The sequence below is a fragment of the Kitasatospora sp. NPDC048722 genome, from assembly GCF_040650235.1.
In the GTDB taxonomy this organism is placed as follows: Bacteria; Actinomycetota; Actinomycetes; order Streptomycetales; family Streptomycetaceae; genus Kitasatospora.
Genome location: NZ_JBEZGX010000010.1, coordinates 82,113 through 107,203, shown reverse-complemented (window position 1 = coordinate 107,203; position 25,091 = coordinate 82,113). Strand labels below are relative to the sequence as shown.

The following is a 25,091-nucleotide window of genomic DNA, read 5'->3' as shown; positions in this document are numbered from 1 at the left end:
ACTAACCTTTCGAAAGTACGCACTTCGAAGTAGGGTACTGACATGAAGGTAATCGAGAAGCTCCCCCCGGCCGACGTCTTCGACCGCATGTGCCCGTCCCGGGGCGTGCTGGAGCACGTCACCAGCCGGTGGGGCGTGCTGGTCCTCTGGGCGTTGCGCGAGCGCGGCTACCGCTTCAGCGAGCTGCGCCGCCGGGTCACCGGGGTCAGCGAGAAGATGCTCGCCCAGACCCTCCAGACGCTGGAGCGCGACGGCTTCGTGCTCCGCGAGGCCCACCCGGTGATCCCGCCCCGGGTCGACTACAGCCTCACGCCGCTCGGGCACGAGGCCGCCGAGCTGGTCGCGGGGCTCGCGCTGTGGTCGGAGCGGCGGGTGCCCGAGGTGCTGGCCGCCCGCGAGGAGTACGACGGGCGCCCTACCGCTTCGTGATCAGCGCGGCCAGGCCGTCCAGCACGCGCGCGAGGCCGAACGCGTAGGCGTGGTCCGGGTCGTAGGCGCCGCCGTGCGCCGCGCCCGCGGCGGCGCCTACGCGGGCCGCCACCGGGTAGCGCTCGGCGTCGAAGACCCGGGCCAGCAGGTCGGCGTTGGCGGCCCACCACTGCTCGTCCGTCATCGCGCTGTCCTGCTGCGCGGCCCGCTCGTCGGAGGCCATCCGGGCGCAGGTCTGGACGAAGCCGAGCACGTGGGTGAGCGCCGCGTCCAGGTCGACGTCCGGCAGGCCGGTGCCCTCGAAGGCGCGCAGCTCGTACTCGTACTTGGCCATCAGGCCCGGGCCCAGCGGCGGCCGGCTGGTGGAGACGGCCGCGATCCACGGGTGGGCCCGGTACAGCGCCCGGTTGTCGTCGGCGACGGCCGTCACGCGGGCGCGCCAGCCGTCGTCGGCGGGGGCGGTGCGGGGCATCGTCGCGTAGACGGTGTCGAGCATCAGGTCGAGCAGTTCGGCCTTGCCGGGCACGTACGTGTAGAGCGCCATCGGGGACAGGCCGAGCTCCTGCGCCATGCGCCGCATGGTGACCGCGTCCACGCCCTCGGCGTCGGCGAGCGCGACGGCCGCCGCCGCGATCTCGCCGGTCGAGCGGGCCTGCCGGGGTCCGCGGCGACCGGGCTTCTCCTCGGCGGTCAGGCCCCACAGGAGGGCGAGGGTGCGCGCCGGGTCTCCTGCGCTGGTGCGGTCGGTGGCCATGGGGGGATCCTTTCACGGCGCCCGCTTCGTTACGGTCTCACCATGACCAGCTCCCCCAGCCGAAGGCCCGATCCGCTGCCCGGGACGGACACCCCGGAGGCGGTCCGCCACCGCGTCACCTGCCGCCGCTGCCACCGGCCGCTGCACGACCCGGAGTCCCGCATCCTGCGGCTCGGCCCCGAGTGCCGCGATCCCGCCGAGCGCGTCCCCCGGCACGACGTCGACCAGGATCCGCTGCCGGGCGTCTAGCTCACGTGCGGGGTCACGTGCGGGTCGCCGGGATCGCGTACGGTCGGCCGGCAGGGCTGGGGCTGGCGTCCGGGGTGGCCGGGGTGGCGGTGCCGGGGCCGGCGCGCTCGGAGGACATGTGGCAGCCGCACTCCTGCGGGGCTTCCGCGGGACGGGAGTCGAGGATCTCCAAGGTCGTGCCGGCCGACGACGGGGCCGCCGAGGGTTCGGCGCCGGCGACGGCCGACGTGTGCGGGTCGGCGGGCCACCGGCGGTTCGACGCCGCCGACGCGCACGCGCGCCCGGAGCGGTCGAACGCCTGAGCCCCCCTCAGTCGCGTCCGAAGAGGCGCCGCAGGAGTCCCGGCTTCGGCCGGGGCGCCCGCTCCGGCTTCACGGGCCCGGGCGCCCCGCCCCCCTCACCGGTGACGAACCGGCGCGCCCGGTCGAGCTCCTCCACCGGCAACCACGGTGCGGCGAGTGCCAGTTGGCCGACGGACCGCAGGATCGTCACCACTCGGGTGCGGTCCGCCTCGGCGCAGTAGCGCAGCCGCCGCCCGAGCTGGGCGGCGATGTCGGCGCGCGTCCCGGGGTGCGTCCAGCCGATCGCGACGAGCGCGAAGCCGGCCGCCTCGACGACCCAGTCCTCGGGCCCGAGCAGCAGATCGAGCAGGACGCGGCGGCGGTCGGACCCGGCCCACGGCTGGTCGGTGCGGTGGTGGGCGATGCCCAGGCACGCGAAGGTCTGGACGGCGCGCACCCACAGCTCGGGCTGGTGGGCGAGCAGCGCCCGCCCGAGCTCGTCCTCGCGCGGGGCGGGCGGGTGCGCGAGGACGCCGACGAGGTCGTCGAGCGGCAGCCCGGCGAGCCGGACGGCGTGGTCGTAGGCGGCCGGAACGGTCGGCCAGACGAGTTCGGCGGTGGCCCGGACGAGTTCGGCGCTCGCGGCGGCGGGCGGGGCGACGGCGGGACGCGGGTCGGTGCCGTCCCAGGTCCACAGCGTGGTGGTGGGCTCGGCCAGCGGCAGGCGCGGGTCGGGGGTGCCGACCGACTGGTAGCCGACGGTGGTGCGCGGCAGCGCGAGGTGGACGGCCAGCAGTGAGCTGGGCGGCTCGACGGTGGAGGCCGTGCAGTCGATCTCGGTGTCGCGCGTGGTGCCGGGCGCCTCCAGCACCTTGTGGAGCACGTTGACGGTGGCCTCGGTGGCGCCGGGGACGAGGCCGAGCCAGGGCGCGCGGTGGCCGAGGCGTTCGAGGAGGTCCTGGGCGTAGTCGTGGTCGGGGTGGGCGCGGTGGTGGTCGGCGAGCGCGAGCAGGTGGGCGGCGTCCCCGTCGACGGCGTGGCGCAGTCCGTGGATCGCCGGTCCGGCCTTGGGGTGGTCGGGGTCGGCCGCGAGGACGCGCTCCAGCCAGGGCAGGCCCTCGGCGGGGCGGCCGAGCGTGCCGTACAGCTCGGCGACGTCGACGGCGAGATAGCTGCTGGAGTCGTCCTGGTCCGGCGCGACGCGCCGCAGCTCGGCCTCCCACACGGCGAGCGCCTGCTCCGGGCGGCCATCGGCGCGCAGGGCGTTGCCGAGCATGACGGACGGCATGTAACCGGGGGCCAGGCGGTGGGCGTGCTCGGCGAGTTCGACGGCGCGGGCGGTGATGCCGAGGCGGCGGGTCAGGCCGGAGGCCATCGCGAGGAGCAGGGCGTGGTCGGGGTGGCGCTCCACGACGGCCCGCACGAAGGCGTCGAACGGGCGGACGGCGTCGGCGAGTTCGGCGGGCAGCGGGTCGGGCAGTCCACCGGAGGCGCGGGCGACGGCCTGGGCGACGGCGTCCGGGTCGACCAGACCCGGCAGGTCCTCGCGGGCGAGCCAGGCGGGCGCCCAGGGCCTGCCGGGGTCGCACTGGACGGCGGAGGCGAGCATGCCGATCGCCGCGTCCCAGTCGCCGGCCGCCGCCTCGACGTGGGCCCGGCAGACGACGGTGCCGAGGAAGACCTGGCCGTCGAGCGGGAAGAGCTCGCGGGCGGCGGCCGGGCCGCCGGCGGCTGCGCACAGCTCGGCCAGGGCCTCGTGCAGTTCGGGCAGTTGGGGATCGGTGATCATCGCGTCGGCGAGGTGGTCGGCGGCGTGCGGCAGGTCCCCGGAGTCGATCGCCAGGCGGGCGACCGCCACTTCGCCCTCGGCTGCCAGGCGTTCGTCGCCGACGTCCTTGCGTTCCATGGTCCGATCCCCCGTCGTGCCCGGTATTCCGCTGTGCGCGGTGTGCGCGCATGTGCGCGGACGAGGTTATCCCTCTTGTCCTGCGACATGACGATCACCCCGACGGGGCCCACGGACGTGATCGGAGGGACGACCTCCCGACCCGGCTCGTTCTAGAGTGGGACGCGTGAGCTCCCTGCCGCAGGAACCCTCGCCGCTGGCCGGCGAAAGCGACCGTGACACGGCTGTCCAGCGCCTCCAGGAGGCGTACGCCGAAGGCCACATCACGCACGAGGAGATGGACGAGCGCCTCGACCGGGTGCTCGTCGCCCGCACGCGGGGCGACCTCGCCCAGGCCCTGGGCTCGCTCCCGCCGGAGAAGCCCGGCACCTCCGCCACGATCGGCGCCCTCAGCGGGCGGATCGTCCGGCGCGGCCCGTGGCGGGTGCCTCGAACGCTCAGGGTCGAGTCGGCGTTCGGCCGGGTGCACCTGGACCTCTCCAAGGCGGTCATCGAGCACCCGGTGATCGACATCGTGCTGGGCCTCGGCACCGGCCGGGCGAAGATCACGGTGCCCAGGGACGCGGTCGTCGACCTGGACGGCCTGAAGAGCGGCTGGAAGGACACGGTCTACCGGCCCCCGCGGAACGCCTCCGGCGGCGGGCCGACGATCCGGTTCACCGGCGCCATGGGGTACGGGCGGCTGAGGATCCGGCACGCGCGGCGCTGAGTGCCGGCCTTAGGGTCGTCAACCATGCCTGAACTCTCGTCACATCACCGGACCACCGCCGGCGCGTACGACGCCGTCGCCGCCCGCTACGCCGACCTCGTCCGCGACGGGCTCGCGCACCTCCCGCTGGACCGCTCGTTCGTCACCGCCTTCGCGGACGTCGTGCGGTCCGGCGGCGTTCCGGGCCCGGTCGCGGACCTCGGCTGCGGGCCGGGGTACGTGTCCGCGTTCCTGCGCGGGCTCGGCCTCGACGTCTTCGGCGTCGACCTGTCCCCCGCGCTCGTCGGGATCGCCCGCGAGACGTACCCGGGCATCCGGTTCGACGTCGGGTCGATGGACGCGCTGGAGGCGGCGGACGGATCGCTGGCCGGGGCCGTCTCCTGGTACTCGCTGATCCACACCCCACCGGCGGACATCCCTTCGTACCTGGGCGAGTTCAGGCGGGTGGTGGCCACCGGCGGGCACCTCCTGCTCGGCTTCTTCGAGGCCGAGGGGGATCCGGTGACGCCGTTCGACCACAAGGTGACGACGGCCTACCGGTGGCCGATCGACGAGCTCGCGCGGCTCGCGGGCGAGGCGGGATTCGCGGAGGTCGGCCGGATGCTGCGGGAGCCCGGCGAGAACGAGCGCTTCCGGCGCGGGCACCTGCTGCTGCGAGCCCGGTAGCGGCTCAGCCCTGCGCGGCCTCGACCTCGATCGGCGGGAAGGGCTGCGCGGGGCGGGGCTGCGGCTCGGACAGGGCGCCCGCGAGCAGGAGGCCGAACCCGACCAGCTGGAAGGGCAGGGCGAACAGCGGGACCAGGTTGGCCGCCAGGACCGGGTCGGTGGCGCGCATCAGCGGTTCCAGCCAGAACGCCAGGGCGATCGTGGAGATGGCCGGTGCCGGCGCCATCACCAGGCACCCGGCCATGGCGAGGCGGGCGTTGCGGCCCCTCTTGCGGATGTGGTTCGCGGCGACGACGGCGCCCACGAGGGGCGTCAGGAAGTCGACGACGATGACGCCCAGGCCGATGAGGCCGGCGGTGACGTGGTCGCTCAAGGGGTTCCGATCCGGGTGCGGGGCGGGGACGGCGCGAAGATATCGGGCCGGAGGTGGGGAGTACAGCGTTTATCGGGGGTGGAGGGCGGAGCGGGAGGTCGGGCGGGCCGACTTCCGTGCGGTGCCGGGTTCTTCGGCCTTGACGTCAAGGGCGCTTGAGCTCCTAGCGTCGGTCGTATGACCTTCACCGAGAGGGAGCGCGAGTACCTCGCCTCCCAGCCTCTGGCCCGCCTCGCCACCACCGGCCCCGACGGCGCCCCACAGATCCGCCCGGTGGGCTTCCGGCTCAACGAGGACGGAACGATCGACATCGGCGGGCCGAACAACGCCCGCAGCCGGAAGTACCTCAACGCCCAGGCCCGGCCGGACGTCGCGGTGCTGGTCGACGACCTTTCCCCCGCCGGTGATCCGGTGGCGCGCGGGTGGGGGCGGGGCGTCGAGATCCGGGGCCGGGCGGAGGTGTTGGCGGTCGACGTGCCGCCGGTGGACCCCGACATGTTCAGCAAGGACATCATCCGGGTGCACCCCAGGAGGATCATCACCTGGAACCTGGAGGTGCGGGGGACGACGGCCCGCGACGTGGAGGTCAAATGAGGTCGAAGCCCCTGGTGTGGTCGTACATGTCGGCCTCGATGATGAGGACGGCGTTCCTGGACGGCACCACGATGTGGTGCACGATGGCGGAGTCGAGCCAACTCGACCGCGTGAGACCGCAGTTCGCGAAGGAGCGGTGGGTGTCGGGGCCGTGCGGGTCCTTGGCGACCCGGCCGGCGAGGCGCATCGGCGCGCACCAGCGCGGCGGCCGTCGGGCGGGAGATGGTCGCGGAGCCGGCCCGCCTGCACGGTGAACCATCCTCGGGGCCAAGGCCGGGGAGTTCGACATCTGACCTCAGAGTGCCCCCGGCTCCCGCGGCCGGGGGTATCTTCCGATCATGAACAGAGTCCGAGCCACCAGGCTCATCGGGTCGAGCTTCGGGCTCGTCTTCGTCCAGGCCAACGCCGGTGCCCTCCCCGACCCCGTCGCCATCCCCCTCCGGGTCCTCGCGGTCGCGGCCTTTCTCGTCCTCGGTGTCTTCAACCGCCGACCCGCCCCCGAGGAGACAACCGCCGCCCCCACACCCGGGTTCGGCGGTCGCTACTGGCTCGTCGTCGCCGCCGAAGTGGTGGGCATAGCCGTCGGCCTCGCCGTCATCAACAAGGCCCTCCACACCCCCACCGCCACCGTCGGCTGGATCGCCTTCGTCGTCGGTGTCCACTTCTTCGGCCTCGCGACCGCCTGGAGCCGCCCCCAACTCCGCGTCCTCGGCGGCTCCATGGCAGCCTGCGGGGCCGCCGGAATGACCCTGGCCTTCCTCGGCGCCCCCGCAGCAGCGGTCTCCACCGTCGCCGGAATCCTCCCCGGCGCATTCCTCTTCGCCTCGGTCTGGTGGTCGAGCCGCACCACCGCATAACCCAGACAGGCCAAGGCACTCCCCACTGGTGGACGCGCGGCTGCGCCTCGCGCGGCTCCCTGTGAGCCGGTCGAAAGCTCGGACGTACAGCTCGACCTGGCTTGGCTGCGTTACCGGCTCGGGTAGCGATGCCATGACCCGGCTGTCAGCTCAGCGCTGACGGCCCGGGTCCGGGTATCAGCGCAGGAGGTTCAGGGCCGTCTCGAGCGCGTCCTCGGCGGGGACCGGCACGTCCGGCTCCACGCCCACGCCCTCCCAGTTGGTGCCCGTCACCGGGTTGATCGAGCGGGCCGTCGGGACCGTCACCATCACGTGCGGGGCCACCGGGATACGGGCCGTGGGGTGGGCGCCGCCCCTGGTCGTCTCGCCCACCAGCGTGGCGCGCTTCAGCACCTTCAGGTTGTAGGCCAGTTCCTCTCCGCCCGAGAACGTGAAACCGCTGGTCAGCACGACCACCCGGCGGTCCAGGTAGCGGGGCGCGGCGAGGTGGCCCAGCGTCCAGTACTGCCGGATGCCGTCCGTCTTCCTCTCGTAGATGTCGTTGAGGTGCACCTCGTCGTTCGCGAAGAGGTAGCTGCACCACAGCTGCACGCCCTCCGGCGCCCCGCCGGCGCACTCGCGCAGGTCGATGACCAACGCCTCGGTCGGCGCCAGCAGTTGCATCGCCGCCGCGAACGCCGGGCCGCCCAGCTCCGCCGGGGCGATCATCCGGAGGTCGAGGTAGCCGATGTTGCCGTCCAACCGCTCCACGCGCCGCACGCCGTAGTTGTTCGCCCGTGCGTACCGGTCGAAGCGCTCGCGGGCGACGCTCTCCGGCTCCTCGTCCATCGACTGCGGCTCCTCGCTCCACAGCAGCCGCAGGTGCTTGTCGGGGCACACCGCTTGCAGGTCCTGCGTCACCTGCTCGCAGAGCTCCCACTCGGCCAGGCCCTCGTAGGCGCCTTCGGCCAGCCGGCTACGGATCGCCGCCTCGATCGCCGCCGTCTTCTCCGGGTAGACGTAGCCGGCGGTGATGCGGGCGAGGGCGGCGTCGAGTATCGCTTCATGAGTGGTCATTCGCGCGATCGTAGGCCTCCGCCGACCGAACACCCAGCGGTTTTCACTCCTTCAGCGACCGCACGGTGAGCGACTGCTGCGCGGAGCCCACCGGGCCGTGGACGTCGTGCAGGACGGTGCTGGTCAGGCCGTGCCCCGTCGGGCCGAAGGTGACGGTCGTGTCCATCCCCGTCCAACGGCCCTCGGGCTGCCGGTGCAGGTGGATGGTGAGGTCCACGTTCGGGAACATCCACTCCGTGTGGTCCTGCCGCACGGCGATCCCGTTCGCCGTGTCGACCAGGGCCACGAACGACGCGAGCGGGCCGATCTCCTCGCCCGCCACCAGCTCGACCCCGCTGCCGATCCAGGCCTGGGCCCGCCCCTGCGCCAGCTCCCGCCGCCGGACGTCGATCGACGCGATGTAGCCGCCGTCCCACAGCGCGCTCATCGGCCACGGCCCGAACTCCTCGGGCCCGGGGAGGGGTTCGACCGGGCTGCCGGCCACGGCCGACGTGTCGGAGGTCGCCAGGTACCAGGCGCGGGCGCGGATCACCGCCCGCTCCCCTATGACCAGGACCGCCTCCACCAGCTCGACCGTCCGCCCCGGCCGGATGGTCTCGACGGTGATCTCGCACTCGTCGACGGCGAGCCGGCCCAGGATGTCGAAGCCGATCCGCGACAGTGCCAGTCCGCCCGCCGCGCCCGTCTCCGCCCGGTGGCGTTCGATCGCGTGGACGACGAGGCCGCCCACCGGGCTGAAGTGCAGTTCGTCGTCGTTCCAGGCGCCGCCCGCGTGGACGGTGGGCTTGAAGCGACGCTCGCCGGTGCGCTCGAAGTAGCTGTCGTTCACGCTCGCGATCGTAGGCGCCCGAACATCCCCCCGGAACGGTGACGATCCCCACACCCCGGCACCACCCGCCGCAGCTCAGCGCGCCACGACCGCCAGCTCCTCGAACGTGGCGATGGTGGTGAATCCCAGCTGCTCGTAGAGGTGGATCGCCGGGGCGTTGTCCGTCCGCACGTTCAGGCCGATGTGGGCGGTCGTCCGCGCGAGCCGGCGGCACAGCGCGGTGACGCAGGCGCGGGCGAGGCCCCGCCCCCGGGCGTCCGGGTGGGTGGTCACGTTGCCGAGGACGGCGACGCCGTACGCGGCGGAGTGGACGTGCACGCCGGCCGTGGCCAGCAGACGGCCGTCCGCGCCGCGGAGGCCGACGTAGCCGCCGCCGAGCACGAGCCGCTCGTCGAACCAGGACTCGGGGTAGGCCTCGGCGAGGAGCACGCGGAGGTCGGGGACGTCGTCACCGGTCAACAGCGCCGGCTCAAGGGCGGGTTCGACGAGAGAAGGCCCTTCCGGGAGCACCATGCGGAACAGCGTCGAACGGCGCGGGACACCGTAGTCCGGCTCCAGCGCGCGGTGTGCCCCCACCGGCAGCATCGCCGTGAAGCGGCGCGGCAGGAACGGGCGCAGCTCGGCCAGGAGCGCTTCGAGCGCCGGGACGTCGGCCGGGCGGGCGAAGGCGAGCAGGACCGGGACGCCGCCGCCCGTGTAGAGCAGGGCCACCGGGCCGCCGGTCGTGTACCAGGTGGTGTCGGGCCACAACGTGTCGTCGAGGTCGCCGAGTTCGAAGAGGTGGAGCGCCGGGTCGGCCAGGAATCGGGCGGCGAGCGCGGACCGGTCGTGCAGGCTGATGAGGGGCACTCGGCGAGGATACGGACAAGTGCCCCCCGCTCAGTCCCAGGACTTGCGGTACCCCGCCTCCAGCGGCCCGCCGACCAGGTCGAGCACCCGCCCGGCCGCCGCCGCCAGTGGCGCCGGATCGCCACCCTCGCACAGCCGAAGGTGCCCGTCGAGCAGTGCGACCCCCAACTCCGGATCCGACGCCACCAGTTGTCGCGGCAGCCACTTGCCCGTGCCGATCCACGACCGGCGGTGGTCGCACAGCAGGTCGGCGGCCGTGGCCAGGACGTCGCCGCCGACGGCGAGCCCCTCGATCCGCTCCCGCGTGTCCACGAGGTCGTCGAGGGCGGCCGTCAGGGCGTAGCGCCGCGCCTCGACCGCGTCGGCGGCGAGCTCGGGCGGGCCCTGGCGCAGGTCGGCCTCGGCCCGGGCACGGGCCCGCGCGCCGCTGCCGTCGGTGTCGAACAGGAGCAGTCCGCCCGCGTACATGCTCTGCATGACGGCCCGGCGCGAGGCCGCGTCGAAGGCGAAGACGCCGTCGAGGCCGGCCTCGGTGTGGACGAAGAGCTCGGCGACGCGGCCCTCGAAGCGCAGCGTCTCGCGGTACGTCCCGCCGCCGTCCGGGAGCAGGACGGCGAGGTCGAGGTCGCTGGAGGCGGTGGCGCGGCCGGTGACGGTGGAGCCGGCGAGGACCGCCGCGAGGGCGTCCGGGAAGCGTTCGGCCACCAGGCGACGGGCCTGGTCGACGGGATCGGTCATCACGGCGGACATGTTCGCACGCGTCACGCCGGGAGGAAGCGCGCCCCTGGCCCCGGGGCCCGGTAGACCTCGCCGGACGGCAGGTGGGTGTGGCCGGCGGCGCATTCCGGCGCCCTCGCCACGCAGCGGCTCGCCGCCAGCAGGGCCGAGCACGCCGCACTGCCGTAGAGATCCAACAGGGCGGCAGGAGTGGGGTGTTCAGCACTCCACTCCCCGCACCGGGCCGTGTCCCGGTACGGTCGCCGGGCTGTCACGGCGTGGTCAAAAGGCCGTCAAAGCCGTGGTGCCCGTGCGTCGGCGTGCGCTATCAACGTTTCACCGAGAGGACCGCCGTCCGACGGTCCACGAGCACGGGGGAACCACACGTGAACAGCTTCACCTCCACGAGCACGCGCGCGCTCGCCGGCCTCGCCGTCGTCGGCGTGCTGACGCTCACCGCCTGCAACGACAACTCCTCGTCCGACACGGCGAAGACCGCCGCACCCACCGCCCCGACGACCGCGGCCCCGGCGACCACCGCGGCCGCGCCCTCCGCCACCGCGAGCGCCGCCGCGCCGACCACCCCGGCCGCCGCCACCGAACCCGCGACCGGGGGCGCCCCGGCCGCGGGCACCGGCAAGGACGCCGCGCCCGGGACCACCGCCAAGATCGGCGACACCGTCCAGGTGCCGTTCAGCTCCGGCAGCACCAAGGGCAGCATCGCCATGACCGTCACCTCGATCGAGCAGGGCACCCAGGCCGACCTGGACAGCCTCAAGCTCGGCGACAAGGCCGCGGGCATGGTGCCGTACTACATCCACTACAAGTTCACCAACGTCGGCACCACCGACCTGTCCAACACCACCCTGACCCACATCAGGGGACTCCAGCCGGACGGTTCCGGGGCACAGGGCGTGGCGATCTTCACGTCCTTCCCGAAGTGCACGGCCAGCCCGATGCCCCCGGGCTTCACCAACGGCCAGTCCGCCGTCGGCTGTTTCGTGTCGCTCGCGCCGGCGGCCTCCAAGGTCGCGGGCGCCGAGTACTCGGCCGATCCGTACACCATCGGCAAGGGCGTCGTCTGGGAGTGACGCCCCCGGTCTACGGGGTGCCCGCGGGCACCCCGTAGACCTTCAGGAACGCGTCGACCCCGACGGCCGCGATCCGCTCGACCTCCTGCTCCGACACCGGCAGCGCGCCCCAGAAGGAGCGGTCGGCCACGCCGTGGAAGGTCAGCAGCGTGAACTGCTCGGCCGCCAGGGCCGGATCGTCGACCACCAGCAGCCCGCGGGCGGCCAGGGCCGTGAACTTCTCGGCGATGTCGCGCAGCGAGGCGACCGGGCCCGCCTCCAGCCACGCCTCCAGGACGTCCGCCGGGATGTTGGCCACCTCGGCGCGGATGGCGCGGCCGAGCGCGCCGTGATCGCCCGCGGACAGGACGGCGTGCGCGCGGTCGACGGCGAAGTCGGTGAGGTCCTGCCGCAGGTCGACGATCTTGCCGAGGTGCCGTTCGGCCAACTCGCGGATCGTGCCGGTCAGTTCGGCGGAGCTCGCCAGGGCGACCGACAGGAAGAGCGTCTCCTTGTCGGCGAAGTGGTTGTACACCGTGCGCTTCGAGACGCCGGCCTCCGCCGCGATCGCGTCCATGCTCGCGCGGACGTACCCCTCGCGTCCGAACACCGCCGTCGCGGCCCGCGTGATGGCCACCCGCTTCTCCGGGCGCCCTGCTCCGCTCGTCACCGCCACGGCGACTCCTGTCTCGGGTAGGAAACTAGCCGGTGCAGTGTATAGCAGTCGGCGGAGGAGCGGGGGCCGAAAGCCGGGCCGACGGGACCGACCACCCGGCGGGGCGGGGCCCCGGCGTGGCGGGGTGCGCCGGCGCGGGCGGTGGAACTGCGGTGCCACCGGGCGACAGGGGCGCCTGCGCCGGCGGGCCCCGGGCGGCTCCTCCCCCGTCATCCGACCGCCCTCGCCGCGTCCGTACGGGCCGGGAAGCCCGGGGTCCACCGGGTGGCGCCGGTCGGCAGGACGGCGAGCGCCTCTATCCCCGGCTGGGCGGCCGCCCAGGCGAGGCCCCGGTCGGGGCCCATCGCGAAGGCCGCCGTCGTCCACGCGTCCACGTGCGCCAGCCGTTCGCCGACCAGGGTCAGCGAGGCGAGCCCCTCCGCCGGTCTCCCCCGGTACGGGTCGACGATGTGGGCGCCGCGCTCGGCGGTGCCCGAGGTCGCCACCGCGACGTCGTTCCCGGTGACCACGGCGATCACCTCCCCCGGCCGCAGCGGGTCCGCGACGCCGACCCGCCAGGGCCCGCCCGCCGTCTGGACGTCGCCGCCGCCGCTCACGCAGTGCCGTTCGTAACCGGCCTCCCGCAGTGCCCGCGAGGCCTCCTCGACCGCCCAGCCCTTGACCCAGCCGCTCGGGTCGAGCACCCCGCCGGGCCGCATGGTGAAGAAGCCGTCCGTCTGCACCGCCACCTCGCGGCAGCGCGCCAGCACCTCCGCGACCTCGGGGTCGCACGCGTCGAGGGCGATCTCCCCGCGCCCGAACCGGCTGATGTCGCTGTCCTCCCGATAAGGGGAGAAGACCTCGTCGATCCGGTGCAGCCGCACGACGATCCGGGCGAGCAGGTCCTCCAGCTCCCGGCCGCCGCCGTGGACCGCGAAGGAGAAGACCGTCCCCATCACGTGCTCGGCGTGCCTGCGCACCCCCGTCATCACGAACCCGCCTTGTCGAGGGCGCTCTGCAGCGAGCGGGTGTAACCGTCGCTGGTGTAGGTGGCGCCGGAGACGACGTCGATCGCCGCGCTCTGGGCCGCCACGGCCTCCTGGTTGAGCACCGGCAGGGCGTAGCTGTTGATGGACCTGTCCCGCCCGCTCTCGGTCGGGTACTTCACCACGTCGATCCTGGTGATCTTCTTGCCCGCGAGGGTCACCTTGACCTGGACCGGCCCGTACCGGGTGTCGACGGAGTCCCCGGTGATCGCGCGGGTGCCCGAGGTGTCCGACGCCTGCGCGGGCGGCGCCGAGGAGGTGCCGGACGTACCGCCGGAGCCGTCGGCGCCGCCCGAGCCGCCGGAGCTGATCGGGGCGGCGGCGCTCGTGGCGCCCTGGTGCGGCTTGAGCGACAGCAGCAGGATCACGCCCGCGGCGGTGGCGCTGCCGACGACGACGGCTCTGCGCACGGTGGGTACTCCCCTTGCTCGTCGGGATCGGTCGGAACGGTCGGGAACGGTCGGGCCTTCGGGGCAGCGACGGTCAGAAGCCGAAGGCCTCGTGGTGGATCCGGCGCACGCCGGCCGCGTGCAGGGCCCGGACGGCGTCCGCGGAGAACTCCTCCGGGCCGCAGAGGAACACCTCGTGCCGGGCGAGGTCCGGGACGAGCCGGCGCAGCACGGCCCCGAGGTCGCCGACCTCGGCGCGGGTGCCGACCACCGGGTGGACGGCGGCGCCGCGGCGGGCGGCGATCGCGGCGAGCTCGTCCTGGAACAGCAGGTCCTCGGGGCGGCGGGCGCGCTGGACCAGCGTCACCTGGCCCGGCAGCGTCTCGAACAGCGCCCGCAGCGGCGTGATGCCGACCCCGGCCGCCAGCAGCAGCACCTTGCGCCGCCGCTGCCGCCGCCCCGTGAACGCCCCGTACGGGCCCTCGGCCCGCACCGGGGTTCCGGGCTTCAGCTTCGCGACGGCGGCGCTGTGCTCGCCGAGGTCCTTGACGGTGAAGCGCAGGAAGGGCGGGCGCACCGGCGCGGACAGCGAGTACGGGTTGGCGGCCCAGCGCAGGCCGGGCGCCTTGAACTCCAGGCGGAAGAACTGCCCGGGTTCGGCCCGCAGCCGCTCCACCTGCTCGCCGACGAGGAACACCGACACGACGCCGGGGCCCTCCGGCCGCACCTCGGCCACCCGCAGCCGGTGCCGCCGGTCGCGCAGGTAGGGCAGCGCCAGCCGGTACCAGCCGAGCACGGCGAGGGTGCCCAGGTAGAGGGCGTACCAGGCCGGGCGGGCCGGGCCGTCGCCGAGGTCGGCGCCGGTGGTGAGCTGGTGGCCGAAGGCGAGCGCGACGGCGAGGTAGGTGGCCAGGTGCAGGTAGTACCAGGCGTCGTAGCCGAGGCGGCGGCGGGCGATCCGGGCGGAGAGCGCGCCGGTGGCCAGGAGCAGGAGCGTCCCGGCGGTGGCCTTGAGCATGTCGGGGTAGTGGAGGACGATGTCCACGCCCTCCCCCACCACTCCGCGCCCGTCGGTCAGCGCGTAGCCCCACACGATCGTGAGGACGTGCACGGTGACCAGGCCGACCAGGTACCGGCCGCCGAAGGCGTGCCAGCGGGCGAGCCGGTCGGCGCCGACCTCCCGCTCCAGCAGCGGGATCCGGGCCATGAGGAGCAGCAGGACGGGCGCGGCGTACCCGGCGAGCAGGCCGGAGATCCGGCCGGCCCCGCTCAGCCAGCCCGCGGCGCCGGCCACGAAGGCCGTGTCGCGCCACCACAGGGCGAGCACGCCGAGGGCGCCGAGGGCGACGGCGGCGAGCACCGCGCCGGGGACGAGCTCCTCCGGGGCCCGGTGCCGGACCGCCGCGGGCGGCCGTGTGACGGTGGCGGCCATTGCGCGCCCCTCCTCCCGCCTCCGGGTGCCATCAGGGAACGCCATTGTGCTGTCGGGAATTCAACGAGGCCTGAGCCCGCCGTCCGCCGTGGTCGCGGACGCCCCCGAACGACCCGGGAAATCCGACATCACCGCAGGTCAGGGGCGTCTTCACGGGAAGCTCTTTTCTCACCGCCTTCTCATCCGCGACAATCGGCGGCACGACCGACGGGGCCAGGTGGGGAAGCAGCCGGGAAACCTCGGAGAGCCCTCGGTCCGAAACCCGCGCCGAACAGGGGTGCTATATGCTGCGCTCGATCTCTACACCCGTGTAGAGGAAACCTGTACGCGAGCCTGCCCCCGACCGACAGCGGGAACCGGCCGGCCGAACGCCGACGTCCAGTCATCGACAGCGACCACGACGCCGTCCCGCCGAGGGACCGGGTGAGGCCGCCGCCGTGGTGCACGGGCGCGGCAGACACCGGGGGTGAGTGCGTGGCTGGAAGACGAGGACGGACGTCCTCCACCCAGGAACCGGAACGGCGGCCGGGACGGCCCGCGGCCCCCGAGCCGCCCGCGGCCCCCGGGCGCAGCGCGGCGAGCGGACGGTCCGCCGCGGCGGGACGAAGCGCCGCACCGGCGCGGCCCCGCGCCGGCGGCGCCCTGCTGCCCGCGGCGCTGGCCCTCGTCCTGCCCGCGCTGGGCGCGGCCGTCGACGAGCTCTCCGGCCCCGGCATGGGCTCCGCGTTCGCGGCCGGCTCCGTCCTCGGGACGGGCCTGGCGGCGGCGCTGAGCACCCGCAACGGCTGGTGGTGGGTGCTGTGCGCCTCGCCGCTGGTCGTCCTCGGCGTCACGGCCGCCGCCGAACTGGCGGCCAACAGCGACGCCTACAAGGGCAAGGCGCTGGCGACCGGCTCCGCGAAGTGGGTCGTCCACGGCTTTCCCGTGATGGCCGCGGCCGCAGGGGCGGCCGTGCTGGTGATCGTGGTCCGGGTGGTCCTGGACAGGAGGAAGCACCATGGCTGAGAACCCCGCCGGCGGCGAGGGCCGCGGCGCGGCACGACGCGCCGCGCAGACCCCGCAGCCACCGGCCGCACGCCGATCGCCGCTGCTCATCGCCGGGCGCACGGCGGCCGCGTCCACGGCGCTCGCGGTGTTCGTGTCCAGCGGGGTGGTCTGGTACGAGTACACGTCCCTCACCGACGGCATGACGACGTCCAACGCCATCGCCGAGACGAAGAAGGACGCGCCCAAGCACCTGGACAACTCGGTCAACCTGCTGCTGATCGGCCTCGACAGCCGCAAGAACATGGACGGCACCGACCTGCCCCCGGAGTTCGTCCAGGACGAGCTGCACGCCGGCCACAGCTCCGACATCGGCGGCTACAACACCAACTCCCTGATCCTCCTGCACATACCCGCGGGCGGCGGCAAGGTGCAGGCCGTCTCCATCCCCCGCGACGACTACGTCATGACGTTCAAGGGCGACGGCACCCAGATGGGCATGGCCAAGATCAAGGAGGCCTACGGCAACGCCAAGGACAAGGCCACGCCCGCGCTCCAGGCCAAGGGCCTCAAGGGCGCGGACCTGGAGAAGGCCGGCCGCGACGCCGGACGCGCGGCGACCATCCGCACCGTCCAGACCTTCCTGGACCAGCCCGTCGACCACGTCGCCGAGGTCAACCTGATGGGCTTCTACGACATCGCCAAGGCGGTGCAGCCGATCGACGTGTGCCTCACCCACGACACCAAGGACCCGGCGATCGAGGGCCAGGGCTCCGGTGCCGACTTCCACAAGGGCATCAACCACCTCAACGCCTCCCAGGCACTGTCCTTCGTCCGCCAGCGGCACAACCTGGACGGTCCGGACGGGAACTCCGGCGACTTCGCCCGCACCCACCGCCAGCAGGCCTTCATCTCGTCCGTCACGCACAAGCTCAAGCAGGACGGCATCATCAGCGACCTGGGCAAGCTCAAGGACCTCTTCGGCGTCGTGCAGAAGGACCTGGTCATCGACAACCAGTGGAACGTCCTCGACTTCGCCCAGCAGGCGCCGGCCCTGACCGGTGGCAACGTCGAGTTCAACACCCTCACCTTCGACGGCTTCGGCAGGAAGAACGGCGAGGACGTCAACCTCGTCACCCCGTCCAAGATCCAGAAGGTGGTCAAGCAGGTGTTCGGCTACGCCGACGCCTCCGCGCCCGCCCCGGGCGGCGCGGCCACCGACACCGCCGCGCCGAGCCAGCCGGCACCCGCCCCGGCGACGGCGACGGCCGCCGCCAAGGCGGCCTCTCCCGCCACGGTGGACGTCTACAACGCCTCCAAGGTCGAGGGCGGCGCCGCCACCGAGTCCAAGGCCCTCACCGCGATGGGCTTCAAGGAGGGCAAGTCCGGTCAGGCGGCCTCGAAGCCGAAGACCACCACGGTGACCTACGGCAAGGGCGCCAAGGACGCGGCCGAGCAGATCGCCGCCCGTTACGGCGTGACCGCCACCGAGTCGACCGCCACCGGCGCCGACCACGTGGTCGTCATCCTCGGCACCTCCTTCACGGGCGTGGCGGACGACAAGCCCGCCGTCCCGGGCGCCGGCGCCTCGCAGGCCCCGGCCGACCCGGCCGCCAGCCTGCCGATGCAGGGCCCGGGCGTCGACGCCCAGTCCGACGGCGGCATCCCCTGCGTCTACTGACGCACCCCACCCACCGCACCGAAGGCGGGGCTCCCACCCGGGAGTCCCGCCTTCGGGCGTCTCCGGCCGTCCCTCGCCATTTTCTCCGTACTATGTATAGTGTACTGCGTACGGGATAACCGTGCGCCCCGTTCCGAGGAGAGGTCCACCGCCGTGCTGATCACCGACTCCGTCGTCTCCCTGACCGTCCCGGACGTCTCCGCGTCCGCCGCCTTCCTCCAGCAGCACTTCGCCTACACCGAGCTGATGTCCGCCGACGGGTTCGTCTCGCTCGGCCACCCGGGCGGGGGCGTCAACGTGGTGTTCCTCCGGCGCGGCATCGAGGTCCTGCCGGAGACCTACCGCGACGACACCGCGGCCGGCGTGATCCTCGCGTTCACGGTCGCCGACGCCGCCGCCGAGCAGGAGCGGCTCCGCGGCGAGGGGGTGGAGATCACCATGGAGCTGCGCCAGGAGCCGTGGGGCGAGAAGCTGTTCCAGGTCGCCGACCCGAACGGGGTCGTGATCGAGGTCGTGGAGTGGGTCCGGCAGTAACCGGCGGCGGGCACACGCGACGGCGCCCCCTCGACCCGGCCGGTCGAGGGGGCGCCGTCGTCCGCGCGGAGGACGTCAGTCGACCGTCCACGTGTCGTTGCCCGCCAGCAGCGTCGCGAGATCGCCCGGACCGTGGTGCGCCGCCGCCGTCGCCAGCTGGTTTGCCATCAGCTCGTCGTACACCGGGCGCCGCACGTCCCGCAACACCCCGATCGGCGTGTGGTGCAGCGTGTCCGCGTCCGCGATCCGCGACAGCGCGAACGCCGCGGTCGGACTCTCCGCGTGCGCGTCGTGCACCACCAGCGAGCCCTCGTTGTCCGGCGTCACCGCCGCCGTGAACAGCTCGCCGTCCGGCCCCCGGAACACGCCCTGGCCCCCGTCCGCGCCGAAGCGCACCGGCGCGCCGTGCTCCAGCCGGATCAGCGCCTCGTCCCGGGTGCCCGGCTCCTTCAGCACCTCGAACGCGCCGTCGTTGAAGATGTTGCAGTTCTGGTAGATCTCCACTAGCGCCGTACCCTCGTGCACCGCCGCCGCCCGCAGCACCGACTGCAGGTGCTGGCGGTCGGAGTCGATCGTCCGCGCGACGAACGAGGCCTCCGCGCCGATCGCCAGCGAGAGCGGGTTGAACGGGGCGTCCAGCGAACCCATCGGCGTCGACTTGGTGATCTTGCCGAGCTCGCTGGTCGGCGAGTACTGACCCTTGGTCAGACCGTAGATCCGGTTGTTGAACAGCAGGATCTTCAGATTGACGTTGCGGCGCAGCGCGTGGATCAGGTGGTTGCCGCCGATCGACAGCGCGTCGCCGTCACCCGTCACCACCCACACGCTCAAGTCCCGCCGCGACGAGGCCAGGCCCGTCGCGATCGCCGGCGCCCGCCCGTGGATCGAGTGCACCCCGTAGGTGTTCATGTAGTAGGGGAAACGCGACGAACAACCGATGCCGGAGACGAAGACGGTGTTCTCCCGTCTGATCCCCAGCTCCGGCATGAACGACTGCACGGCCGCCAGGATGGCGTAGTCCCCGCAGCCGGGGCACCAGCGCACCTCCTGGTCCGTCTTGAAGTCCTTCGCGCTCTGCCGCTCCTCGGTCTTCGGCACCAGCCGCAACGAGGGGAACTGCTCGCTCATCGATTGTCCTCCTCGTCCAGGGTGCCGATCGCCGCCCACAGCACGTCCGCCAACTGCGCCGCCTTGAACGGCAGCCCGCGCACCTGGTTGTAGGACTCCGCGTCCACCAGGTACCTGGCGCGCAGCAGCAGCGCCAACTGGCCGAGGTTCATCTCGGGGACGATGACCTTGTCGTAACTCCGCAGCACCGTGCCCAGGTTGGCCGGGAACGGGTTCAGGTGGCGCAGGTGTGCCTGGGCGATCTCGCCGCCGTCGGCCCGCACCCGGCGCACCGCCGCCGTGATCGGCCCGTACGTCGAACCCCAGCCGAGGACCAGCACCCGGGCCTCGCCGCTCGGGTCGTCCACCTCGACCGGCGGCACCACGATGCCGTCCACCTTGGCCTGCCGGGTGCGGACCATGAAGTCGTGGTTGGCCGGGTCGTAGGAGATGTTGCCGGTGCCGTCCTGCTTCTCGATGCCGCCGATGCGGTGCTCCAGGCCGGGGGTGCCGGGCACCGCCCACGGGCGGGCGAGCGTCTTCGGATCCCGCTGGTAGGGCCAGAAGGCGCCGTCCTCGCGGTTCGGACCGGTCGCGAAGTCCGGCTCGATCGCCGGGAGTTCGTCCACCTCGGGGATCCGCCACGGCTCCGATCCGTTGGCCAGGTAGCCGTCCGAGAGCAGGAACACCGGGGTGCGGTAGGTGACCGCGATCCGGGCCGCCTCCAGCGCTGCCGCGAAGCACTCGGCCGGCGTGGCCGGGGCGACGATCGGCACCGGCGCCTCGCCGTTGCGCCCGAACATCGCCTGGAGGAGGTCCGCCTGCTCGGTCTTGGTCGGCAGGCCGGTGGACGGGCCGCCGCGCTGGATGTCCACGACCAGCAGCGGCAGTTCGAGCGAGACGGCCAGGCCGATCGTCTCGCTCTTGAGCGCGACGCCCGGGCCCGAGGTCGTCGTCACGCCGAGCGCGCCGCCGAAGGCCGCGCCCAGCGCCGCGCCGATGCCGGCGATCTCGTCCTCGGCCTGGAACGTCCGCACGCCGAAGTTCTTGTGCTTGCTCAGCTCGTGCAGGATGTCCGAGGCCGGGGTGATCGGATAGGAGCCGAGGTACAGCGGCAGCCCGGAGCGCTCGGCCGCGGCGATCAGGCCGTAGGACAACGCGAGGTTCCCGGAGATGTTGCGGTAGCGGCCGGCCGGCAGCTTCGCCGGCGCCACCTCGTAGGAGACCGCGAAGGTCTCCGTCGTCTCGCCGAAGTTCCAACCCGCCCGGAACGCGCTGATGTTGGCCTCGGCGATCTGCGGCTTCCGCGCGAACTTGCCGCGCAGGAAGCTCTCGGTGCCGCCGGTGGGCCGGTGGTACATCCAGGACAGCAGACCGAGGGCGAACATGTTCTTCGCCCGCTCGGCGTCCTTGCGGGCCAGGCCGCTGTCCTTGAGCGCCTCCAGCGTCAGCGTCGTCAGCGGCACCTTGTGCAGGTGGTAGGCCTCCAGCGAGCCGTCGGCGAGCGGGTCCGCGGCGTAACCGACCTTGGCGAGGGCCCGCTTGGTGAACTCGTCGGTGTTGACGATGATCTCGGCACCGCGCGGCAGGTCCGCCAGGTTCGCCTTGAGGGCGGCCGGGTTCATCGCGACCAGGACGTTCGGGGCGTCGCCGGGGGTCAGGATGTCGTGGTCGGCGAAGTGCAGCTGGAAGGACGAGACTCCCGGCAGGGTGCCGGCGGGGGCCCGGATCTCGGCGGGGAAGTTCGGCAGGGTGGAGAGGTCGTTGCCGAAGGACGCCGTCTCGGAGGTGAACCGGTCACCGGTCAGCTGCATCCCGTCGCCGGAGTCGCCCGCGAACCGGATGATCACCCGGTCCAGGCGGCGGACCGGCTTGGCGTGTCTGTGCTGCGCACCGGCCGCCACGGCCGCGCCGGAGCGGCCGTCACCGGGACCCGAACGGTTCTCGTCGCCGTCCGAGCCGTCCACTGCCTCTGACTGATCGACCTGACTGGTCACTGCCGCGGACCTCCTCGTGGGCACGCCACCGCGGGCGTGACCCTGTGCCCCGTCCGCCTGGTGCACCTCTGGCATCCTATGCGCGCTCAACCAGCCGGGGCCGGAACTCCCGCGTGCGGCGGGAAATGACCGGTACTCGCCCACAGCACCGTCAACGCGCGGCGGCCGGAGATCATTCCGGCCGCCGGCCCGCCAGGTCCGGAGGACGGGCGCTACGAGTTGATGTAGGTCAGCACGGCGAGCACCCGGCGGTGGTCCTCCGGGCTCTGGGCCAGGCCGAGCTTGAGGAAGATGTTGCTGACGTGCTTCTCGACCGCGCCGTCGGACACCACGAGCTGACGCGCGACCGCCGCGTTGGTGCGGCCCTCCGCCATGAGGCCGAGCACCTCGCGCTCGCGCGGGGTCAGACCGGCCAGAACGTCGCCCTTGCGGCTGCGACTGAGCAGCTGCTGCACGACCTCCGGGTCGAGCGCGGTGCCGCCCTCGGCGACCCGCAGCACCGCGTCGGCGAACTCGCGCACCTCGGCCACCCGGTCCTTCAGGAGGTAGCCGACGCCCCGGGTGGATCCGGCCAGGAGTTCGGAGGCGTAGCGCTCCTCCACGAACTGTGACAGCACCAGCACGCCCAGCTGCGGGTAGCGGCCGCGCAGCTCGACACACGCGCGCAGGCCCTCGTCGGTGTGCGAGGGGGGCATCCGCACGTCGGAGACGACGACGTCGGGCAGGTCGCCGGTGTCGGCCAGGTCGTGGACGGTCTTGAGCAGGGCGTCGCCGTCCCCGACCCCCGCGACGACCTCCAGGCCGCGGTCGGTGAGCAGCCGGGTCAGGCCCTCCCGCAGCAGTACGGAGTCCTCGGCGATGACGACGCGGCGCATGGCGACCTTCCGGCAGGGGTGAGCTGACGGGCCCAGTCTTCCCTATCGGAGCTACGGCGCGCCGGGGGTTGCCGGGCCCGGTCCGGGGCGCTCGGCCCCGGACCCGGACCCGCCGGTCCCGGCGCGTCACATGGTGCGGATGGCCACCGAGTCGCAGAGGGCTTCGAGGGCGGCCTTGGCCGCGCAGTCCGGCAGCGGGGCGAGCAGGGCGCGGGCGTCCTCGGCCTGGCGCAGGGTCTCGCGGCGGGCGAGCTCCAGCGCCGGGTGGCGGCGCAGCAGGCGCAGCGCCTCGGCGTGCAGGTCGTCGTCGGCGAGGTCCTGGGCGAGCAGCTCGCGCAGCCGGGTGTCCTCGGGGTCGGCGGGGTCGGCGGGCATGCCCTGGAGGAGCAGGGTGGGCAGCGTCGGCACGCCCTCGCGCAGGTCGGTGCCGGGGGTCTTGCCGGACTCGTGGCCGTCGCTGGCGATGTCGAGGACGTCGTCGGCGAGCTGGAAGGCGATGCCGATGCGCTCGCCGAACTCGCTGAGGGTCTCCACCACGCGCGCCTCGGCGCCGGCCATCAGCGCTCCTATCTTGCAGGAGGCGGCGATCAGCGATCCGGTCTTGCCGGCGAGCACGGCCAGGTAGTGGGCGAGCTCGTCGCCGTCCGGGCCGGGGCCGCGGGTCTCCAGGATCTGGCCGGTGACGAGGCGCTCGAAGGCGTCGGCCTGCAGCCGGACGGCCTCGGGGCCGAGGTCGGCGAGCACCTGGGAGGCGCGGGAGAAGAGGAAGTCGCCGGTGAGGATGGCCACCGAGTTGTCCCAGCGGGAGTTGGCGCTGGGGGCGCCGCGGCGCACGGGGGCCTCGTCCATGACGTCGTCGTGGTAGAGCGTGGCCAGGTGGGTGAGCTCGACGACGACCGCGGCCGGCACGACGCCGGGCGCGCCGGGGTCGCCGAACTGGGCGGACAGCAGGAGCAGCAGCGGGCGGAAGCGCTTGCCGCCGGCCTCGATCAGGTGGCTGGCGGTGACGGTGATGAACGGGACGTCGCTCTTGACGGCCTCGGCCAGCGCCGTCTCCACCGCGTCCAGTCCGGCCTGGACGTCCCGGGTCAGGTCGCGGTCCTGCACGCTGAGCCCGAAGGGTCCCACGACGGTCACGAAGACCACTCCTCTGTCCCTGGTCGTTCTAGCGGCCTGGTCCCTGAGTGCCGCCGCTGGCCATACAGGCAGGGTATCCGGTCACGAGTGGATCACTGCACGGGCGTGCGGATGCTGTCATGATCGGGCCGGAGTCCCAGGTCAGGGCGGCTGCGGGAGCGCTCGGGCGCCGGATGTGAATGCGGCTGGAAATAAGGGCTGCTGCACCTTCCGGGGCGGCGGCGGGAAGACCGCGTCCGGGCCGCGCCCCGCGGGGGGCGGCCCGGACGCTGCGGGGGTCTCCCGGCCTCAGCGGACGAAGAGCGCGGCCTTCGAGGCGAGGTCCAGGAAGTACTGCGGCAGCACCCCGAGGACGAGGGTGACGAGCACCCCGACACCGATCGCGGTCGCCGTGAAGGCGCTCGGGATCGCGACCGTCGGGCCGCCGGGCTGCGGGTCGGAGAAGAACATCAGGACGATGACCCGGATGTAGAAGAACGCGGCCACCGCCGAGCTCAGCACGCCGACGATGACCAGCGGCGTCGCGCCGCCGGCCGCCGCCGCCTGGAACACCGCGAACTTCCCGGTGAACCCGGAGGTCAGCGGGATGCCGGCGAAGGCCAGCAGGAACAGCGCGAACACCGCCGCGACCAGCGGGGAGCGCCGGCCGAGGCCGGCCCAGCTCGACAGGTGGGTCGCCTCGCCCTTGGAGTCGCGCACGAGGGTGACGACGGCGAACGCGCCGAGCGTCACGAAGGAGTACGCGAGCAGGTAGAACAGCACCGAGCCGAGGCCCTGCTTGTTGGTGGCGATCACCCCGGTGAGGATGAACCCGGCGTGCGCGATCGAGGAGTAGGCGAGCAGGCGCTTGACGTCCTGCTGCGTGACCGCGAGCACCGCACCGACCACCATCGTCAGGATCGCCACGCCCCACAGCACCGGCCGCCAGTCCAGCCGCAGCCCGGGGAAGGCGACGTAGAACAGGCGCAGGAACGCGCCGAAGGCCGCGACCTTCGTGGCCGCCGCCATGAACCCGGTGACGGGGGTCGGCGCGCCCTGGTACACGTCCGGGGTCCAGGCGTGGAACGGCACGGCGCCGACCTTGAAGAGCAGGCCGACGGCGAGCATCGCGAGACCGATCAGCAGCAGCGTGTCGGTGCGGGTGCTGCTGAGCAGCGCCGGGTTGGTCATCGCCTTGCCGGAGATGACGTCGGCGATGTCGCCGAGCTTCACGCTGCCCGCGTAGCCGTACAGCAGGGCGGTGCCGAACAGGAAGAACGCCGAGGCGAAGGCGCCGAGCAGGAAGTACTTGACGGCCGCCTCCTGGGAGAGCAGCCGGCGGCGCCGGGCCAGCGCGCACAGCAGGTACAGCGGCAGCGAGAAGACCTCCAGCGCGACGAACATCGTCAGCAGGTCGTTCGCGGCCGGGAAGAGCAGCATGCCGCCGACGGCGAACAGGGTCAGCGGGAACACCTCGCTGGTGGCGAAGCCGGCCCGGACCGCGGCCCGCTCCTGCTCGCCGCCGGGGGTGGCGGCGGCCTGCGCGGCGAACGCGTCGGCCGGCAGCCCGCCGGCCCTGGGCTCCAGGCGCCGCTCGGCGTACGTCAGCACGGCGACGGCGGCGACCAGGACGATCACGCCCTGGAGGAACAGCGCCGGGCCGTCCATCGCCACCGACTCCATGGCGAGCAGGTCCATCCTGGTGGTGCCGTGGCCCTGGGCGGCGAGCACCACGATCGCGGCGAACGCGCCGGCCAGGCCGGTGAGCGCGAGGACGACCTGCGTCCAGTGCCGGAAGCGGCGCGGCACGAAGGCCTCGACCAGGACGCCGGCCACGGCGGTGGCGAACACCACCAGCATCGGGGAGAGTTGGCCGTACTCGAGGTGCGGCGCGGGGATGCTCGGGGTGGAACCGCCGGCGGCGGCGAGCATGCCG

General features: G+C 73.3%; 28 protein-coding genes. 11 read left to right on the top strand and 17 right to left on the bottom strand.

What is annotated here, in order from left to right:
* Positions 1-42 precede the first annotated feature (42 nt).
* Positions 43-429: a helix-turn-helix domain-containing protein gene (locus tag AB0C76_RS10625; RefSeq protein WP_359962692.1), complete on the top strand. Its 387-nt coding sequence runs from the start codon at positions 43-45 to the stop codon at positions 427-429.
* Here AB0C76_RS10625 and AB0C76_RS10620 read toward each other — a convergent pair.
* Positions 416-1,183 carry a TetR/AcrR family transcriptional regulator C-terminal domain-containing protein gene (locus AB0C76_RS10620; RefSeq protein ID WP_359962689.1) on the bottom strand — a complete coding sequence of 256 codons (768 nt, stop codon included), beginning with the start codon at positions 1,181-1,183 and terminating at the stop codon, positions 416-418. The two genes, AB0C76_RS10625 and AB0C76_RS10620, sit on opposite strands and share 14 nt — an antisense overlap.
* Positions 1,184-1,225: 42 nt before the next feature.
* Between AB0C76_RS10620 and AB0C76_RS10615 the strand changes: the two genes are divergently transcribed.
* Positions 1,226-1,432 (top strand): DUF6011 domain-containing protein, encoded by a 207-nt coding sequence (locus AB0C76_RS10615; RefSeq protein ID WP_359962687.1) that lies wholly within the window; start codon positions 1,226-1,228, stop codon positions 1,430-1,432.
* A gap of 176 nt (positions 1,433-1,608) precedes the next feature.
* Complete coding sequence (locus tag AB0C76_RS10610) at positions 1,609-1,734, top strand: hypothetical protein (RefSeq protein WP_359962684.1); 126 nt, start codon at positions 1,609-1,611, stop codon at positions 1,732-1,734.
* 7 nt (positions 1,735-1,741) lie between these two features.
* Here AB0C76_RS10610 and AB0C76_RS10605 read toward each other — a convergent pair whose 3' ends face one another.
* A complete protein-coding gene (locus AB0C76_RS10605; protein ID WP_359962681.1) occupies positions 1,742-3,619 on the bottom strand; it encodes a tetratricopeptide repeat protein in 1,878 nt (625 codons plus the stop codon).
* Between the two features lie 166 nt (positions 3,620-3,785).
* On the opposite strand from AB0C76_RS10605, the gene AB0C76_RS10600 reads away from it, so the two are divergent.
* Positions 3,786-4,328, top strand: a complete 543-nt coding sequence (locus tag AB0C76_RS10600) for a DUF1707 domain-containing protein (RefSeq protein WP_359962678.1) — start codon at positions 3,786-3,788, stop codon at positions 4,326-4,328.
* 24 nt (positions 4,329-4,352) lie between these two features.
* Positions 4,353-4,994, top strand: coding sequence for a class I SAM-dependent methyltransferase (locus AB0C76_RS10595; protein WP_359962675.1), 642 nt, complete (start codon positions 4,353-4,355; stop codon positions 4,992-4,994).
* 4 nt (positions 4,995-4,998) lie between these two features.
* Here AB0C76_RS10595 and AB0C76_RS10590 read toward each other — a convergent pair whose 3' ends face one another.
* Positions 4,999-5,367, bottom strand: coding sequence for a hypothetical protein (locus AB0C76_RS10590; RefSeq protein ID WP_359962673.1), 369 nt, complete (start codon positions 5,365-5,367; stop codon positions 4,999-5,001).
* Positions 5,368-5,544: 177 nt separating this feature from the next.
* Here AB0C76_RS10590 and AB0C76_RS10585 point away from each other — a divergent pair, with 177 nt between their 5' ends.
* Positions 5,545-5,961: a PPOX class F420-dependent oxidoreductase gene (locus AB0C76_RS10585; RefSeq protein WP_359962670.1), complete on the top strand. Its 417-nt coding sequence runs from the start codon at positions 5,545-5,547 to the stop codon at positions 5,959-5,961.
* Here AB0C76_RS10585 and AB0C76_RS10580 read toward each other — a convergent pair.
* A complete protein-coding gene (locus tag AB0C76_RS10580) occupies positions 5,954-6,148 on the bottom strand; it encodes a hypothetical protein (RefSeq protein WP_359962667.1) in 195 nt (64 codons plus the stop codon). The genes AB0C76_RS10585 and AB0C76_RS10580 overlap by 8 nt on opposite strands.
* Positions 6,149-6,299: 151 nt before the next feature.
* Here AB0C76_RS10580 and AB0C76_RS10575 point away from each other — a divergent pair, with 151 nt between their 5' ends.
* On the top strand, positions 6,300-6,818 hold the full coding sequence (locus AB0C76_RS10575) for a hypothetical protein (protein ID WP_359962664.1): 519 nt from the start codon (positions 6,300-6,302) through the stop codon (positions 6,816-6,818).
* A 177-nt stretch (positions 6,819-6,995) separates the two neighbouring features.
* Here the strand turns inward: AB0C76_RS10575 and AB0C76_RS10570 are convergent, their stop codons facing one another.
* The 4 genes from AB0C76_RS10570 to AB0C76_RS10555 form a co-directional block, all read right to left on the bottom strand.
* Positions 6,996-7,874: a S41 family peptidase gene (locus tag AB0C76_RS10570; protein ID WP_359962662.1), complete on the bottom strand. Its 879-nt coding sequence runs from the start codon at positions 7,872-7,874 to the stop codon at positions 6,996-6,998.
* Positions 7,875-7,917: 43 nt separating this feature from the next.
* Positions 7,918-8,703 (bottom strand): thioesterase family protein, encoded by a 786-nt coding sequence (locus tag AB0C76_RS10565; RefSeq protein ID WP_359962659.1) that lies wholly within the window; start codon positions 8,701-8,703, stop codon positions 7,918-7,920.
* Between the two features lie 75 nt (positions 8,704-8,778).
* Complete coding sequence (locus AB0C76_RS10560; RefSeq protein ID WP_359962656.1) at positions 8,779-9,552, bottom strand: GNAT family N-acetyltransferase; 774 nt, start codon at positions 9,550-9,552, stop codon at positions 8,779-8,781.
* Positions 9,553-9,582: 30 nt separating this feature from the next.
* Positions 9,583-10,290: a nucleotidyltransferase domain-containing protein gene (locus AB0C76_RS10555; RefSeq protein WP_359962816.1), complete on the bottom strand. Its 708-nt coding sequence runs from the start codon at positions 10,288-10,290 to the stop codon at positions 9,583-9,585.
* Positions 10,291-10,655: 365 nt separating this feature from the next.
* Between AB0C76_RS10555 and AB0C76_RS10550 the strand changes: the two genes are divergently transcribed.
* A complete protein-coding gene (locus AB0C76_RS10550; protein WP_359962654.1) occupies positions 10,656-11,360 on the top strand; it encodes a hypothetical protein in 705 nt (234 codons plus the stop codon).
* 10 nt (positions 11,361-11,370) lie between these two features.
* On the opposite strand, the gene AB0C76_RS10545 is transcribed toward AB0C76_RS10550, so the two are convergent.
* The 4 genes from AB0C76_RS10545 to AB0C76_RS10530 form a co-directional block, all read right to left on the bottom strand.
* Positions 11,371-12,015: a TetR/AcrR family transcriptional regulator gene (locus AB0C76_RS10545; protein ID WP_359962651.1), complete on the bottom strand. Its 645-nt coding sequence runs from the start codon at positions 12,013-12,015 to the stop codon at positions 11,371-11,373.
* Between the two features lie 209 nt (positions 12,016-12,224).
* A complete protein-coding gene (locus AB0C76_RS10540) occupies positions 12,225-12,983 on the bottom strand; it encodes an FAD:protein FMN transferase (protein ID WP_359962648.1) in 759 nt (252 codons plus the stop codon).
* Complete coding sequence (locus AB0C76_RS10535; RefSeq protein ID WP_359962645.1) at positions 12,983-13,450, bottom strand: FMN-binding protein; 468 nt, start codon at positions 13,448-13,450, stop codon at positions 12,983-12,985. Before AB0C76_RS10535 ends, AB0C76_RS10540 begins: the two co-directional genes overlap by 1 nt.
* A 73-nt stretch (positions 13,451-13,523) precedes the next feature.
* Entirely contained in the window at positions 13,524-14,861 is a 1,338-nt protein-coding gene (locus tag AB0C76_RS10530; RefSeq protein ID WP_359962642.1) for a ferredoxin reductase family protein, read from the bottom strand.
* 474 nt (positions 14,862-15,335) lie between these two features.
* Between AB0C76_RS10530 and AB0C76_RS10525 the strand changes: the two genes are divergently transcribed.
* From AB0C76_RS10525 to AB0C76_RS10515, 3 genes are all read left to right on the top strand, one after another.
* Positions 15,336-15,866 carry a DUF6542 domain-containing protein gene (locus AB0C76_RS10525; RefSeq protein WP_359962639.1) on the top strand — a complete coding sequence of 177 codons (531 nt, stop codon included), beginning with the start codon at positions 15,336-15,338 and terminating at the stop codon, positions 15,864-15,866.
* Positions 15,859-17,526 carry an LCP family protein gene (locus AB0C76_RS10520; protein ID WP_359962636.1) on the top strand — a complete coding sequence of 556 codons (1,668 nt, stop codon included), beginning with the start codon at positions 15,859-15,861 and terminating at the stop codon, positions 17,524-17,526. Before AB0C76_RS10525 ends, AB0C76_RS10520 begins: the two co-directional genes overlap by 8 nt.
* A 153-nt stretch (positions 17,527-17,679) precedes the next feature.
* Positions 17,680-18,060 carry a VOC family protein gene (locus AB0C76_RS10515; protein ID WP_359962633.1) on the top strand — a complete coding sequence of 127 codons (381 nt, stop codon included), beginning with the start codon at positions 17,680-17,682 and terminating at the stop codon, positions 18,058-18,060.
* Positions 18,061-18,135: 75 nt separating this feature from the next.
* Here the strand turns inward: AB0C76_RS10515 and AB0C76_RS10510 are convergent, their stop codons facing one another.
* The 5 genes from AB0C76_RS10510 to nuoN form a co-directional block, all read right to left on the bottom strand.
* Positions 18,136-19,188 carry a 2-oxoacid:ferredoxin oxidoreductase subunit beta gene (locus tag AB0C76_RS10510; RefSeq protein ID WP_359962630.1) on the bottom strand — a complete coding sequence of 351 codons (1,053 nt, stop codon included), beginning with the start codon at positions 19,186-19,188 and terminating at the stop codon, positions 18,136-18,138.
* The gene (locus AB0C76_RS10505; RefSeq protein ID WP_359962628.1) at positions 19,185-21,164 is read right to left on the bottom strand and encodes a 2-oxoacid:acceptor oxidoreductase subunit alpha; all 1,980 of its coding nucleotides are present in this window, start codon (positions 21,162-21,164) and stop codon (positions 19,185-19,187) included. The genes AB0C76_RS10510 and AB0C76_RS10505 overlap by 4 nt, the downstream gene beginning before the upstream one ends.
* Positions 21,165-21,376: 212 nt before the next feature.
* Positions 21,377-22,039 (bottom strand): response regulator transcription factor, encoded by a 663-nt coding sequence (locus AB0C76_RS10500; RefSeq protein ID WP_359962625.1) that lies wholly within the window; start codon positions 22,037-22,039, stop codon positions 21,377-21,379.
* A gap of 126 nt (positions 22,040-22,165) precedes the next feature.
* Positions 22,166-23,176 (bottom strand): polyprenyl synthetase family protein, encoded by a 1,011-nt coding sequence (locus AB0C76_RS10495; RefSeq protein WP_359962622.1) that lies wholly within the window; start codon positions 23,174-23,176, stop codon positions 22,166-22,168.
* 288 nt (positions 23,177-23,464) lie between these two features.
* The gene (gene nuoN, locus AB0C76_RS10490) at positions 23,465-25,087 is read right to left on the bottom strand and encodes an NADH-quinone oxidoreductase subunit NuoN (protein WP_359962813.1); all 1,623 of its coding nucleotides are present in this window, start codon (positions 25,085-25,087) and stop codon (positions 23,465-23,467) included.
* Positions 25,088-25,091 lie beyond the last annotated feature (4 nt).